We start from the raw sequence: 14,290 nt of genomic DNA, 5'->3' as shown, positions 1-14,290 counted from the left end.
GACGGGGATTACAGGCTCGCTTCCTCTGCCTCTTCCTTGCGATGCTCTCGCACGTCGCGCTTGACCGCCTCGAGCCCGCGGGCGGAGATGCGGCCCTGCTCGTAAGCGTGCTCGGCCATCAGGACGCTGTCGGCGGCGAGGATCAGGTCGCAGTCGCTGCCTGTGAGCTCGTCGCGCAGGCGCTGAATCGCTTCCTGACGCTTGGGATCCTTATCCACCCGGCGAATATAGACCGCCTTGATGCGCCCGGGATAGGCCTTGACGACCTCAGTGTAAACTTCAGGATCGTGCTGGCCGCTGTCGCCGATCAGCACGCAGGGCATGTCGTCGTAAAGCGTCAGCATGCGGTCGATCAAGGCACGCTTGTGATCCTCGGCCTTACGCGGCCAGGGTTTGCGCCAAGAAATACCCCACTCACGTAAAAACAGAATCGGCCCGACCGGAATGCGGTTGAGCTGGAAAAAGGTTTCGAGCATTTCGTAAATCGCCCAGGGCCCGCGGGAAACGTACAAAATGGGCCGCTCGGCCTTGTCGCTTTTGCCGCGATAGAGCGACTGATAGAGCGACGCGACGCCGGGAAACGCGGTACGACGGTGGGGTTTGCGCACGAACAGCCGATAAAGCATCTTCAGCTTCTCCGCCACGCCGGTGAACATGACGGTATCGTCGATATCGCTGATCACCAGCAGATCCGCTTCCGGCGGCGGGACGTAAACTTCCGCACTGGTGCGCATGGGCGGGTGCCCTTCGGCGCGCACGAGAATATCGGCGCGATGCCAGGACACATCGATGGGAAGATCGTGTTCAATGGGAATATGAGCGTCGAAATAGCCATCGCGATCGGTGATCAGCGACAGCGCGTTTTCACCGATACAAATTTCGACCTGCGCCTCCTTGAAGCCGCGGCGAAAAATGCGTCGAGCCACGTCAGCGGTATCACGTAAAATGCCGCGCCGGGGAATGGCGCGGCCGAGTGCCGCCTGTCGAAAGACGCGGCCCATGACGAAGACTTCCTTTTGCGAACCGTAGCCGCGGTAAGGATGAACGACCATCCCCCCGCGGCCACTATCGCGCTTCATGGGCTTGGCGACAACGTGGACAAGCCGCTTAACGAAGCTTGCCCACGGGCTATACCATGGCATCAGGCGTGCTGGCCCGAGTGCTTGCCTTCCTGAATTTCTTCGAGAAGCTTGGAGCAGAAGGCGTCGAGGTCTTTCGGCGTACGGCTGGTGACCAGCGCTTCGTCGCAGACGACGGCTTCGTCGACCCAGTTCACGCCGGCGTTTTTCAGATCCTGAGCGATGCTGGGTACCGAGGTCATCTTGCGACCGTCGACCACGCCTGCGTTGATCAAAATCCAGGGTGCGTGGCAGATCGCGCCGACCGGTTTACCGGCCTGGAAGAACGCCTTGACGAAGCTCAACGCGTCGTCGTTGGTGCGAAGCTCGTCCGGGTTGAACAGACCGCCCGGCAGCATCAGGGCATGGTAGTCGGACTCGGAAACGTCCGATAACGCCTTGTCGGCCTCGTAGGTATCGCCCCACTCGGTTTCGGCCCAGGCACGGATGCCTTTGCCGTCCGGCGTCACGATGTGAACTTCGATGCCATTTTTTTGCAGCGACGCGCGCGGCACGCTGAGCTCGGACTCTTCGAAACCGTCCGCGGCCAGAATCGCGACGCGTTTACCATTCAGTGCTTGACTCATCGTGCTCTCCTTTTCGTGATGAACGTACCTTGGTGACACTGCGTTGCGCCATCTCCTACAACGCCTATCAAGTGTGGCTCATCCTGTACAATCGTCAAGCGCTCAAACCACTTAAACCGCGCCACCACCTCGTTATAAGTTGTACAAAAAAAGCCGGCCCTGTGCAAAAACGGGGCCGGCTTTAGCGCCTGAAACGAGCGCCTGCTTGCGTTAAAACAGCTTGCTGACGTCGCGGGCGTCCCAGTGCGGGAAGTGTTTACGCACCAGCGCGTTCAAATCGCGCTCGAAGGCGGCCCAGTCGGTGCCCTGATCCTGCTCGTTTTGGGCAGCCACGCCGCGAATCATGCCAGCCCCGACGGTGACGTTGGTCAGCCGGTCGATGATGATGAAGCTGCCGGTACCCGGGCTTGAGCGGTAGTCATCGAGCGGAATGCTCGCAGTGAGCTCGACTTCGCAGCGGGCGATCGCATTGAGTTCGAGCTGCTCGGCCGGATACTGCGCCAGCGTATTGACATCGACCTGATAGTCGATCGCGCGCACCTGGCCCGAGAGATCTCGGGTGGCGAGCTTGAAGTCATAAAGCTTGCCCGGCGTGAGCGCGTCTTCGTGCATCCACACGATGTCCGCCTTGAACGCGTTGGAAAGCGCGATATCGGCGTGCGCATCCACCAGCCAGTCGCCGCGGGAAATATCGATCTCGTCGTCGAGTGTCACGGTGATCGCCTGGCCCGGGTAGGCGGCGCTCAGATCGCCATCATAAGTGACGATGCGCTCGACAGACGATGTCTTGCCCGAGGGCAGCACCTTCACGCGGTGGCCCGGGCGCAAAATGCCTGCGGCGAGCGTGCCGCAGTAACCGCGAAAGTCGAGATTGGGCCGGTTGACGTACTGCACCGGCAGGCGCAGATCGGTCAGATTCTGGTCCTGGGTTAGCTCAACGCTTTCCAGAAGCTCGATCAGCGTGCGGGACTCGTAGCCGGGGCCGAAGTACCAGGGCGTCTGCGCGCTTTTGTTCACCACGTTGTCGCCGGTCAGCGCCGACAGCGGCACGAAGCGGATGTCCGGAGCGTTCAGGTTGGTGGCAAACTGCTGGTACTCGCGCTTGATCTCGTTGAAGCGCTCTTCCGAGAAATCGACCAGGTCCATCTTGTTGACCGCGATCACCAGGTGCTGAATACCGAGCAGGTCGGCAATGAAGCTATGGCGCTTGGTCTGGGTCTGCACGCCGTAGCGGGCGTCGATCAAAATCACCGCCAGACTCGCCGTGGAGGCGCCGGTGGCCATGTTGCGGGTGTACTGTTCGTGGCCCGGCGTATCAGCGATGATGAACTTGCGCTTGTCGGTGGAGAAAAAGCGGTACGCGACATCGATGGTGATGCCCTGCTCGCGCTCGGACTGCAGCCCATCGACCAAAAGCGCCAGGTCCACGGTGTCACCGGTAGTGCCGCTGGTTTTGGACGCTTGGGTGATCGCGGCGAGCTGGTCCTCGAAAATCATCTGCGAGTCGTGAAGCATCCGCCCGATCAGCGTGGACTTGCCGTCGTCGACGCTGCCGCAGGTGATGAAGCGCAAAAGGTCCTTGTTTTCATGCTCCTGCAGGTACTGCTCGATGTTGTCGGCGATCAAATTCGACTGGTGTGCCATGTTAGAAGTACCCCTCGCGCTTTTTCTTCTCCATCGACCCGACCTGATCGCGGTCGATCGCCCGGCCGCTGCGCTCGCTGGTACGCGTCAGCAGCATCTCCTGGATGATCTCGGGAAGCGTGGCTGCCGTGGACTCCACCGCCCCCGTCAGCGGGTAGCAGCCCAGCGTTCTAAAACGCACGGATTTCTGCTCCGGCACTTCACCCGGTTCCAGCGGCAGGCGCTCGTCATCGACCATTACCTGCATACCGTCGCGCTCGACGATCGGGCGTGGGGCGGAGTAGTAAAGCGGTACGATCGGGATCGACTCCAAATAGATGTACTGCCAGATATCGAGTTCGGTCCAGTTGGAAAGCGGGAAAACGCGAATCGACTCGCCCTTGTTGACCTTGGCGTTATAGGTGTTCCAAAGCTCCGGGCGCTGGCTCTTGGGATCCCAGCGATGATACTTGTCACGAAACGAGTAGACCCGCTCTTTCGCCCGCGAGGCCTCTTCGTCACGGCGCGCCCCGCCGAAGGCGGCGTCGAAGCCGTACTTGTCCAGCGCTTGCTTGAGCGCCTGGGTCTTCATGATGTCGGTGTACTTGGCGCTGCCGTGATCGAAGGGGTTGATGTTCGCCGCCCGCCCCTCTTCATTGGTGTGCACCAAAAGCTCCATGCCCGCTTCACTGGCCATGCGGTTGCGAAACTCGATCATTTCGCGAAACTTCCAGGTGGTATCCACGTGCAAAAGCGGGAACGGCGGCGGGCCCGGGTAGAAGGCCTTGCGCGCCAGGTGCAGCATGACCGAGGAGTCTTTGCCGATGGAGTACATCATCACCGGATTGCTGAACTCGGCGGCGACTTCGCGAATGATATGGATCGATTCGGCTTCGAGCTGTTTGAGGTGCGTCTGGCGCGCACTGTCGATCGCCACGGTGGGCGTGCGCCGTTCATCGACCGGCGCAGCGGTAATCTGGGTCATTGCCTACTCCCTCTCTAAGCACCGGGGTGCTCGCTAACGGTGCCTGCAAACGGTGTTTGCCTGATGATCGTCACTGCGGGTAGGGTAACGCCGAAAAGTAATAACCTGAAAGAATTAATAACTATCTTTTTATTCTTTAAAACACTATAGGCGCATGAGAAGACGAGCGCGAAACGGTGTGATCTACATGCCGACTCGCTCGATCCAGGTCTGCCATTCGCCAGCGGTGCGAAGCTCCACTACCCGGTATCCGGGTCTCGAGGCCTGGTCGACGGCGAACTCGAGGGCGCCGGGCATGAACTGATCCGCCAGCGCGGGGCAGCCATACACCGAGACCACGTGATCGCCAAGCGTACGTGTTTGCGCGAAGGCCTGGTGGGCGTGGCCAAACAGCACGAGGTGAACTTGAGGAAAGCGCTCGAGCGCCTGCCAGAAGGCGTCGCGGTCGAATAGACCGATGGCGTCCATCCACGCGGCGCCCACGTCGACCGGCGGGTGGTGCAGGCCGATCACCGTGGGCTGCTCGCTCGATTCGAGCCGCTCGACGAGCGCCTCGAGCTGCTCGGCACCCAGCTCCCCATGAGGCTTACCTTCAACCTGGGTATCGAGCAGCAGAAGTCGCCACTCGCCGAGCTCGACCTCGCTCAAAAGCGGGTGACACTCGGCCATGAACTCGACTTGATCGTGGTTGCCGGGAATCCAGAACCAGGGGCACGGCAGGCGCGCCAGTGCGTTGCAGGCGTGCTGGTAGGAGGCCAGCGTTTCGTCCTGACTGACGTCACCGCTTAAAAGCACAACGTCCGGGCGCTCACGGATGACCGCCTCCAGCACGCGCTCGAACTGACGCCAAGGGACGCCGGTGCGCGAGCGCGCGCGTTTATCGGCGTAAAGGTGGGCGTCGGTGATCTGGATCAGGCGCATCAAGGATACTCGGGGATATCGTAGGCGTGGCCGTGGGTCAGCCCGTGGGCCAGCCACTCGCCCAGAAAACGGTTGAGCTGCAGCTTCTCATCCGGCTGGTGCATTTTGGCATTGGGGTAGCGGTAGCGCCCGTTGAAGTGGCGCTCGCGCTGAAAGTCGGTGACCTCGGCCATGCGCACGTCGTGATAGAGGTGCACGCGCATTTTGGGCCCGTCCAGCACGCCGTCGAGCGGCCCGCTCTGGGTTACCTCGACCATCGTGGTGTAAGGGGCCTGCTCCAGCACGGCCAGGTGCAGCACACCAAGCTCCCGCCCGTCGCTGTGCAGGGTGATATCGCGCTGCTGGCCGGCGTCCATATCGCCCACCAGCCGCAGCAGGCGCGCGTAGTTGGCGCTGCACTCCCCTTGCAGAGATTTAAGGTCGGTGACGTAGGCGGCTCTAGCCATCTTCGCTCCTTTCGAATTCGTGGGTCGCGGGGGCCTTGGCAGTGGCGCGCAGCGAGGCGCGCTGGCCATTCAGCCAGTGAAGCCCGATCAGGCACATGGCGTTATCGAGTCGGCCCTGCTCCAAAAGCGCCCAGGCATCGGTAAAACTGACCACGTGAACGCGGATATCCTCGTGCTCTTCATCAAGGCCATGAATACCGCCCATGCCGACGGTGTCGACCAGCCCGCAAAACAGCGTGACTCGCTCGTTGCAGGCGCCGGGGCTTGGATAGTAGGTGTGAAGTTTGGTCAGCGCGCCCACTTTGCAACCCGCCTCTTCCTGGGATTCACGCCGGGCGACGTCCTCGAGGGACTCGTTCTTTTCGACCAGCCCCGCCACCAGCTCGAGTTTCCAGGGCGAGCGCGGGTCATCGATGGCGCCGGCGCGAAACTGCTCGACGAGCACCAGCGCGTCGCGGTGCGGGTCATATAACAGTACACCCACCGCGTCGAAACGGCTATGAATCTCGCGGCGCATGGTGGTGCTGTAGCCGCCCTCGAAAAGACGGTGGCGCAGCGTCAGCGCCTCGAGCCGGAAAAACCCTTGATAGAGCGTTTCCCGCGTCTCGAGCTCGACATCGGCACGTGTGAGTTCGGGGGCCGCAAGCTTGCTCGCCTGCGGCGACGTAAGGCTGGACGCCATAAGGCACTCCCGGTTGGCACAATCGCTCTATTATCAATGCTCGGTGCCGGGAATGCCAATTTGGGCGCGTTAGCGCGGGCTTACAGCGTCTGGAGAAAGGCCTGGGCTTCGCGGCGCAGCGCCTCATCGGAAAGCTGGCGGTTTTCGCGGGCGGTGCCCTCCACCGCGCGGGTGGCGTACTCGCGGGCGCCCTGGGTGTCGCCCTCTTCTTTTAGAAACGCCGCGTAGTAGAAGTTGACGTCGATCCCGTCCGGGCGGATTTCGAGCGCGCGCTGGAACATGCGCTCGGCGGTGTCGCTGTTACCGAAACCCAGCGGCCTGCCCGGCGCGCGGTCATAGAGCGCGCCCAACGTCACGTAGGCCGAGGCGTTGCTCCCTTGGGGGTCGAGCTCGATGGCACGCTCGAGCACGGCCCGCGCCTCCTTGGCGGTGCCCAGCGCCCCGAGCCCACCGCGTTCGCGCGCGTAGGACGCCAAAATGATGCCCTGCCACACCAGCACATCCGCCTCATTGGGGTTTTGGCTGGCAAGCGTCTCGGCTTCATCACTCAAAGCCTCCAGCGTGCTCTGGCGCTGGTTCGCCGGAAGCTCCGTCACGGTATGCTCCCAGCGGTTTTTGAGCGAAAAGAGTTCGTCCTGGTAGGCGCTAACGGTGAGCGGCGAAAGCGCGAGCGCCCCGCCAAGGGTCAATGCCAGCAGCCAGCGAGAAGTATGCGTGCGCATGAAAAGCTCCTTGGTTGTTTTTATTGCCTGATCGAGGCAGCCATCGGGCGGCCCAAACGGGCGCCCTGTCGAATAATGTAACGAACGTTTGAATGACTCGCCAGCGCTTTGCCCAGGATAATGCGATTGGGCGCATCAACACTTTCGATTAAGCTTGGGCACCAACACGCAAGGAGTGAATCGCGATGAAAGGCCGCAACATGACCCGCTGGCGCGACCCGGCCAAGGACCCGCGCCAGGAGCCCAAGAGCAACCTGATCACTGCTCAGGGCGCCGAGCGCCTGCGCGGTATTCTCGACCACCTTTCGCGGGTGAAGCGCCCGGCGCTTTCGACCAAAGTGGGCGAAGCCGCCGCGCTTGGCGACCGTTCGGAAAACGCCGACTACACCTATAACAAGAAAGAGCTCAACCGGGTGATCGCGCGCATCCGCTACCTGACCAAGCGCCTCGACGAGCTGCAGGTGGTCGACCGCCTGCCGGCGAACACCGACAAGGTCTTCTTCGGCGCCTTCGTCAGCCTCGAAGATGACGACGGCGAAGCGCTCGATATTCGTATCGTCGGCCACGACGAGATCGACACCCAAAAGCGCTGGATCAGCGTCGACTCGCCCATGGCCAAGGCGCTGCTGGGCAAGGAAGAAGACGATGAGATCACCGTCCAGACGCCCACCGGCGAGGCGTTCTACACCGTGACTGGCGTTCGCTACGCCAACCCCTGACTACAAACGCGAACCGCGCCATCGGTTCGTGAACATTCAATGACATGCTTGCCAACGCATAATATGTCCATAATACTGGACACATGGAAATAAACGATGCCACCTCAAGTTTTAGCGCGCTCGCCCAGCCCACTCGGTTGGAGGCTCTGCGTCTGCTGCTACGTCACGAGCCCGAGGGCCTAGCGGCGGGAGAACTCGCCCGGCGGCTGAACGTGCCCCACAACACGCTCTCAGCCCACCTTGCGATACTCGGTCGGGCGGGCTGGGTCAGTTCGCACCGCGAAAGCCGTTCGATCATCTATCGCGCAAGCCCTGGCCATATGCAACGCGTGGTCGCTTTCCTGATCGGCGACTGCTGCAACGGCGACCCCGCCCTCTGCGCGCCGCTCATCGATACCCTAACGACCTGTTCATCGCCCTCAACGAAGGAGCCAACACCATGACGTCCCTGATCTACCATAACCCCGCTTGCGGTACCTCGCGCAACACGCTGGCCATCATGCACGCCAGCGGCGAACACCCCGAGGTGATCGAGTATTTGAAAACGCCGCCCAGCCGCGAACGACTTTGTGATTTGATCGCTCAGATGGGCATTTCTGCGCGCGAACTGCTGCGTGCAAAGGAGACACTGTGTAAAGAGCTTGGCCTGGACGACCCCGCCCTCGATGACGCGGCGCTGATCGACGCCATGATCGAACACCCCCTTTTGATCAATCGCCCCATCGTCGTGACCGACAAGGGCGCGCAGCTTTGCCGCCCCTCCGAGCGCGTTCTGGCGCTTCTCGCGCGCCCCGTCGCTTCCTTCACGAAAGAGGACGGCGAGCGAGTGACCACCTCTTTCAAAGCCAGCGAGTAGGCCTATATGGTGGCACTTGCGATTTTTATCGCCACGCTGATTCTGGTCATCTGGCAGCCCCGGGGGCTTGGCATTGGCTGGAGCGCGCTGGGCGGGGCGCTGGTGGCGCTGGCGACCGGTGTGGTTGGGCTAACGGACGTGGGTGTCGTCTGGGCCATCGTTTGGGATGCGACGTTCACTTTCGTGGCGCTGATCATCATTTCGCTTTTGCTCGACGAGGCCGGCTTCTTCGCCTGGGCGGCGCTTCACGTGGCGCGCTGGGGCAATGGCCGGGGGCATCTGCTGTTTCCGCTGGTGGTCGTGCTGGGCGCGTTCATCGCAGCTTTTTTCGCCAACGATGGCGCGGCGCTGCTGCTTACCCCCATTGTGATCGCGATTTTACTGCGCCTTGATTTTTCGCCCCCCGCGGCGCTGGCCTTCATTATCGCCACCGGGTTCGTCGCGGACACCACGAGCTTACCGCTGGTGATCTCCAATTTGGTCAACATCGTCACCGCCAACTACTTCGGCATCGGTTTCGACCGCTACGCCCAGGTCATGGTGCCGGTCAATTTGGTATCGCTTGCGGCCACGCTGGGCGTGCTCTGGATCGCGTTCGGGCGCCGGATACCGGCCAGGTATTCAGTGGAAAAGCTCGAAGCGCCGCACGCGGCGGTGAAGGACCCGCTGGTGTTCAAGGCCGCGTTTCCGCTTTTGGCGCTGCTCATGGCGGCCTATTTCGTCACTGCGCCGCTGGGCGTGCCCATTGCGCTGGTCACCGGCGCGGCAGCGCTTTCGTTGATGGTGTTGGCCGGGCGCTGGTGGCGAGGCGGCCAGGGAGCCAGCGTGTCCGTTACTCACGCGCTGCGCGGCGCGCCGTGGCAAATCGTGCTGTTTTCGCTGGGCATGTATCTGGTGGTGTACGGGCTGGGTAACGCGGGTCTCACTGACCACGGCGTAAAGGCGCTGGAGTGGCTGGCGCGGCAAGGCCATTTAGTGGCCACGGTGGGCACCGGCTTTTTGGTCGCCCTCGTGGCGTCAGTGATGAACAACATGCCCTCCACGCTGGTGGCGGCGCTGGCGATCGACCAGGCCGAGCTTCCAGGACTGACCCAGGAACTCATGATCTACGCCAGCGTCATCGGCAACGACTTGGGGCCGAAGTTTACGCCCATCGGTAGCCTTGCGACGCTGCTCTGGCTGCACGTGCTCGCGGGCAAGGGGTATCGAATCGGTTGGGGGCAGTACATGAAGGTAGGGCTTTTGATCACCCCGCCGGTGCTGTTGGCAACGCTTTTGGCGCTGGCGCTGTGGTTACCAAGGCTACCGGCGGGCTGACGCTAGTAGCTACTCAAGGGCGTAGTCGACGGTGGTGACCACGCGCACGCGCTTGATCTGCGGGGTGTAGCTGTCGAGATCCTCGATCGAAAAGTAGCCTTGGGTGGCGCTGGTGATACCGCCCACCGCGCTTTGGGAGTCCTCGGCGAACTGCTGAGCGGCGCTTCTGGCATCCGCCGTGGCCGCGGCGATCATCTCCGGCTTGATCGCATCGAGCCCGGTGAACAGAAACTCGGTGCGGTACTCGTAGCTCGGCGAGAGCAGCACGCCGTCGCGCACCAGTCGCGTCGCCTCGGGTACCGCCTCGATGACCTCCTCTACTCGCTCGGTGCGCAGTAAAAGCGTCGCCTCGGCGCTAAAGCGCTCGTCCGGGCGCTCGCCGCCGTAGGTGTTGGCGTACTGGTCGGTGATGCGCGCCGGCGTCATGCTGATGTCGCCAGAATCGAAGCCGCGCTCAGCCAAAAAATCGCGCGCCAGCGCCTCGTCCTCGGAAAGCCGGCGCTCGAGCTCGGCCAGGGTGTTGGCGGTAACCGTATAGTTGAGCGGCCAGAGCACCAGGTCGGCGGGCACCTCCCGCTCGGCGAGCCCGCGTACGGTGACGCTGCGCGACGAGTGCTGCCAGACCTCGGCGGCGCTTTTCAGGTAGCTACCGCCCCAGCCAAGGCCCAGGGCGACCAGCCCGCCCAGCGCCACCGCGCTTGCCAGCGCTCCGATACCGCGCGTTTTCAACGCCATGCGTCACTCCTTACAGGGTTTAACACGTTCCGATCGCTCTTGGACCGCCGAATGGCTCAAAAGCGCCGCGCAGGCGCCTAAAAATCACGCTCCCGCACGGTAGACCCTGAAGCGGCGGTTATCCGCCAACGTCTCGAACTCGCCCATCGCGCGCTTTAAAAGCTCTGGGTACGGCAAAAAGCCGTTGGCCACCAGCACGAGCTCGCCGCGCGGGGTAAGGTGCTCGCGGGCCTTTTCGATCAGCCGGGCGCTCGGCCCGTAACTGATATCGCGCTCCTGGTGAAACGGCGGGTTGCTGACGATCAGATCAAAACGCTCGCTGTCGATGGCCGAGTAGACGTCGCTTTCGAGCACCCGCGCCGAGAGCGTATTGGCCGCAAGCGTCCGCTCGGTCGCCTGAACCGCGAAGGCGCTGACGTCGACGGCTGTCACCTCACAGCCGCGCTTGGCAAGCCAAGCGGTGATGATGCCGTCGCCGCAGCCCATGTCGAGTACGCGCAGCGGCGTTTTGAACCCGCGCGCATCGAGGACTTCGAGCAGCAGCGTGGTACCCTCATCCACCTTGCCGTGGCCGAACACGCCTGGGTGGCTAGCAAGCGTCAGCTCACCGGCAGCGAAGGTCGTCCAGGCGGCGTCCGGATCATTGAGCATCTTGGTGCGCGTGGAGTAAAGCGAGCAGCGCCGGGCGTTATCGAGCTTGTCCCACGTCAAGCCACGCTCATCGAGCCACTTGGGCACGCGCTTGATGCCGCCCTGATGCTCGCCGACGATATCGACGGCGGTGCCTTCGGGCAGCACCTGGCAGAGCCAGTCGAGCCACCAAAGTCCGAGCTGATGCGCCTTGGGCCAGAACAGCGCCACCTGGCCGTCGAGTTCGATATTTGGCGCGAACGGGCTAAACGCCGCCTTTTGGTGGGCCTGCCAGACATCGCGCAGGGCGACGCTGTCGCTGACCATGCTGGCGCTTTGCTGAACGAGCCACTCGTCGCTCCCTGGGGCGACCGGGCACAGCGCAGTTTGATCGCCGTAGTAGCGCTGTAGAAGCTGGCAAGCGGGAAGTTGGGCACTCATGAATCGGCCTCGGGTTGGGTCAATGTCTTGGTCACTGTCTTGATCACTGATTAGGTCAATGGTTTGGTCAACGTGTAGAGCAAATAGCGCCCCAGCCGCCAGTGCGGCTCGGCGCGGCAGTACGCTTTTTCAAGCGCCAAAAGCGTGGCCTGCTCCGCCTCGTTGACCGGGGGCTTGCGCAGGTAGTCCTGAAAGATGCGGATACCCGCCGCCTGTGAGAGCGAAAGGCCGTTCTCTTCGGCCCAGGCACTGATTTGTTCGTGCGTCACCGGCGAGATCGGCGTCAGCCGCTGGCGCTTACCTTTGCCTTCGAGCCGGTCGCTGAGCGCCTTTTCCAGGTTCCCCTTCACGGCGTTGGAAAAGCGCAGCGCGTCGCGGTTGAACACCATGAGACTCAGTTGGCCGCCGGGGGCCAGCAGCCCGGCCAGCGTTTTGATCGCGACTTGCGGCTCGCCCAGCCACTCGAGCACCGCGTGGCAAGTGATTAAAGGCCAGGGGCCGGGCGCCTCGAGCGCCAGCGCCTGAAGCGGGGCCTGAAGGTACTGGATGGCGCCGTCAAAAATCGCGTCGCGCTCGGCGTGCCAGCGCCGGGCGTAGTCGAGCATGTCGCCTGAAGGCTCGGCCAGCGTTACCCGGTGGCCGCGCTCGGCGAACCAGGCCGCCTGCTGGCCAAGGCCGCCGCCAACGTCAAGCACCGGCTGGGCCTCGAGGGTCAGCATGTCCGGCAGCAGGTGATCGAGCATTTTCAGGCGCAGCTCGCCGCGCGGGGCGTGATAGAGCGCGCGGGAGAACTTCTCGGTCATGCCGTCGAAGTAGCGATCGCCCGCCCCGGTCAATTCATAATGTGAGTGCATAGTCCAAGTACATAGTTTGACTGCATAAATTCCGACGAGCCGATTCAAAGCGGTGTAGTTTACGCTTGCTGCGCTGAAAACGCCTGGCATGGCAGGTGGCGCTGCCAGTTTTCGCACTCTTCGAGGTCATGAGCGAGCTGCAAAAGCGCCCTGTCATCACCAAAGCGGCCAACGATTTGCACGCCGATGGGCAGGCCCCCGGCATCGCGATGAAGCGGCAGCGACATGGCGGGCTGGCCGGTCAAATTCGCCAGTTGAGTAAACGGCGTGCGCGCGAGCGCTTCGGTCGCCAAATGCGTAAGCGCCCCGGCCCGCAGCGCCAGTCGGGAGAGCCCGGGTACTGCCAGCAGCGTCAAAAGCCGCTCTCTGGCAGCGGAAGGATAAAGCTCGCCCAGGCGCGGCGCGCTTGACGCCGTCACCGGCATCACCAGCGCGTCAAAACGCTGGTGAAATGCGCTCATTTGCTCTGCCGCCACGAACCACTCGCGCCGTCCAAGCTCGTACTCTCTGGCCGAGAGTTTGGCGCCAAGGCGGCCGATGGCCCGGGTGGCCGGCTCGATATCGAGCCGGCCAAGCGCTACTCCGGTTTCCCGGCTTACCCACTCCAGATCCGCGGCGACCTGGCCGAGATAAAGCGTCAGGTAGCTGCTGGCCAAACGGGCGCCGTCGACCGGCGGGTCGCACCAGCTCACCTCGTGGCCCATATCGGCCAGCGTTTTCGCGGCGTGTTCGACGGCCTTTCGCGTTTCTGGATCGAGCCGTGTGCCGAGGCTTTGGCTTAATGGGTCGCCAAAGGAGACCGCGATGCGCCGCCGCGGGCTGGGTGATGACAGCGCGGCCAGGTAGCCGGTTTCTCGAGCCACCGGGTAAGGGCCGCAGGGGCCTGAGCCGTTGATGTGCTCCAACAGCGCGGCGCTGTCGCGCACGCTTTTGGTGATGGCGTGCTCGACCACCGCGCCCTGCCACACCTCGGCCTGAGCGGGTGGAAGCGGCGTGCGCCCGCGGGTCGGCTTGAAGCCAAACAGACCGCAGTAGCTTGCCGGAATGCGGATCGAGCCACCGCCGTCGGCGGCCAGCGCCAGAGACACCAGGCCGCCGGCCACCGCCGCGGCGGCGCCGCCACTTGAGCCACCCGGCGAATAGCCGGCGCGCCAAGGGTTGTGCGGGTGGGGAAACGCTTTCGGCTCGGTAATGGCCATTAAGCCAAACTCCGGCGTGGCGGTTTGACCCAACACCACGAGCCCCGCCTGCCGCGCCCGTGTAATGAGCGGCGAATCCTCAAGGGGGCGCCACCCGGCAAGCGAAGCGCTTCCCGCCGCCAGCGGCTCACCGGCGATCGCCATCAACAGATCCTTGCCAAGAGTGGGCACGCCCGCAAAACAAGTGTTTTGATCCACGGCGCGGCTTTCGCGACGCGCCTGCTCGAAGCGGGTACGCACCACCGCGCGCAGCGCCGGGTTGCGCTGCTCGATCGCCTCGATGGCCACCTCGCAAAGCTCTTCACGGCTGACCTCACCGCGACGAACGAGCTCGGAAAGCCCCGTGGCGTCGAAACCCTGGTACTCCTCTACCCTCACCGAACGCCTCCCGGACCGGCCCGTTCACTTAAAAAGGCTACTCTACCACCATTGGCGATATTGCCCAGGGTGGGCGA

16 protein-coding genes are annotated in these 14,290 nt (G+C 63.0%); 4 read left to right on the top strand and 12 right to left on the bottom strand.

Annotation, left to right across the window (positions count from 1 at the left end):
• Positions 1–8: 8 nt before the first annotated feature.
• From MQW23_RS08575 to MQW23_RS08540, 8 genes are all read right to left on the bottom strand, one after another.
• Positions 9–1,079, bottom strand: a complete 1,071-nt coding sequence (locus MQW23_RS08575) for an App1 family protein phosphatidate phosphatase (RefSeq protein WP_252107442.1) — start codon at positions 1,077–1,079, stop codon at positions 9–11.
• Positions 1,080–1,141: 62 nt separating this feature from the next.
• Positions 1,142–1,705 carry a type 1 glutamine amidotransferase domain-containing protein gene (locus MQW23_RS08570; protein WP_252107441.1) on the bottom strand — a complete coding sequence of 188 codons (564 nt, stop codon included), beginning with the start codon at positions 1,703–1,705 and terminating at the stop codon, positions 1,142–1,144.
• 210 nt (positions 1,706–1,915) lie between these two features.
• Entirely contained in the window at positions 1,916–3,349 is a 1,434-nt protein-coding gene (gene cysN / locus MQW23_RS08565) for a sulfate adenylyltransferase subunit CysN (RefSeq protein ID WP_252107440.1), read from the bottom strand.
• A 1-nt stretch (position 3,350) separates the two neighbouring features.
• On the bottom strand, positions 3,351–4,313 hold the full coding sequence (gene cysD / locus MQW23_RS08560; RefSeq protein WP_252107439.1) for a sulfate adenylyltransferase subunit CysD: 963 nt from the start codon (positions 4,311–4,313) through the stop codon (positions 3,351–3,353).
• Between the two features lie 183 nt (positions 4,314–4,496).
• Positions 4,497–5,234, bottom strand: a complete 738-nt coding sequence (locus MQW23_RS08555; protein ID WP_252107438.1) for a metallophosphoesterase — start codon at positions 5,232–5,234, stop codon at positions 4,497–4,499.
• The gene (locus MQW23_RS08550) at positions 5,234–5,680 is read right to left on the bottom strand and encodes a DUF1249 domain-containing protein (RefSeq protein WP_252107437.1); all 447 of its coding nucleotides are present in this window, start codon (positions 5,678–5,680) and stop codon (positions 5,234–5,236) included. The genes MQW23_RS08555 and MQW23_RS08550 overlap by 1 nt, the downstream gene beginning before the upstream one ends.
• Positions 5,673–6,362: an NUDIX domain-containing protein gene (locus MQW23_RS08545; RefSeq protein ID WP_252107436.1), complete on the bottom strand. Its 690-nt coding sequence runs from the start codon at positions 6,360–6,362 to the stop codon at positions 5,673–5,675. The genes MQW23_RS08550 and MQW23_RS08545 overlap by 8 nt, the downstream gene beginning before the upstream one ends.
• A gap of 80 nt (positions 6,363–6,442) precedes the next feature.
• Complete coding sequence (locus tag MQW23_RS08540; RefSeq protein WP_252107435.1) at positions 6,443–7,084, bottom strand: TRAP transporter TatT component family protein; 642 nt, start codon at positions 7,082–7,084, stop codon at positions 6,443–6,445.
• 185 nt (positions 7,085–7,269) lie between these two features.
• Here MQW23_RS08540 and greB point away from each other — a divergent pair, with 185 nt between their 5' ends.
• The 4 genes from greB (at position 7,270) to MQW23_RS08520 (ending at position 9,976) form a co-directional block, all read left to right on the top strand.
• Positions 7,270–7,803, top strand: a complete 534-nt coding sequence (gene greB, locus MQW23_RS08535; RefSeq protein WP_252107434.1) for a transcription elongation factor GreB — start codon at positions 7,270–7,272, stop codon at positions 7,801–7,803.
• Positions 7,804–7,886: 83 nt separating this feature from the next.
• The gene (locus MQW23_RS08530; protein WP_252107433.1) at positions 7,887–8,246 is read left to right on the top strand and encodes an ArsR/SmtB family transcription factor; all 360 of its coding nucleotides are present in this window, start codon (positions 7,887–7,889) and stop codon (positions 8,244–8,246) included.
• Positions 8,243–8,659, top strand: coding sequence for an arsenate reductase (glutaredoxin) (gene arsC, locus MQW23_RS08525; RefSeq protein WP_252107432.1), 417 nt, complete (start codon positions 8,243–8,245; stop codon positions 8,657–8,659). The genes MQW23_RS08530 and arsC overlap by 4 nt, the downstream gene beginning before the upstream one ends.
• A 6-nt stretch (positions 8,660–8,665) precedes the next feature.
• Complete coding sequence (locus MQW23_RS08520; protein ID WP_252107431.1) at positions 8,666–9,976, top strand: arsenic transporter; 1,311 nt, start codon at positions 8,666–8,668, stop codon at positions 9,974–9,976.
• A 9-nt stretch (positions 9,977–9,985) separates the two neighbouring features.
• Here the strand turns inward: MQW23_RS08520 and MQW23_RS08515 are convergent, their stop codons facing one another.
• From MQW23_RS08515 to MQW23_RS08500, 4 genes are all read right to left on the bottom strand, one after another.
• Positions 9,986–10,711 (bottom strand): SIMPL domain-containing protein, encoded by a 726-nt coding sequence (locus tag MQW23_RS08515; protein ID WP_252107430.1) that lies wholly within the window; start codon positions 10,709–10,711, stop codon positions 9,986–9,988.
• An 84-nt stretch (positions 10,712–10,795) separates the two neighbouring features.
• Positions 10,796–11,782, bottom strand: coding sequence for a methyltransferase (locus tag MQW23_RS08510; protein ID WP_252107429.1), 987 nt, complete (start codon positions 11,780–11,782; stop codon positions 10,796–10,798).
• 50 nt (positions 11,783–11,832) lie between these two features.
• On the bottom strand, positions 11,833–12,636 hold the full coding sequence (locus MQW23_RS08505; RefSeq protein WP_252107428.1) for a methyltransferase domain-containing protein: 804 nt from the start codon (positions 12,634–12,636) through the stop codon (positions 11,833–11,835).
• Between the two features lie 59 nt (positions 12,637–12,695).
• Positions 12,696–14,213 carry an amidase gene (locus MQW23_RS08500; RefSeq protein ID WP_252107427.1) on the bottom strand — a complete coding sequence of 506 codons (1,518 nt, stop codon included), beginning with the start codon at positions 14,211–14,213 and terminating at the stop codon, positions 12,696–12,698.
• Between the last annotated feature and the right edge of the window lie 77 nt (positions 14,214–14,290).

Origin of the sequence: Halomonas sp. S3-1-1 (genome assembly GCF_023757625.1) — a bacterium.
GTDB lineage: Bacteria > Pseudomonadota > Gammaproteobacteria > Pseudomonadales > Halomonadaceae > Vreelandella.
This window is presented reverse-complemented; position numbering and strand designations above follow the sequence as displayed.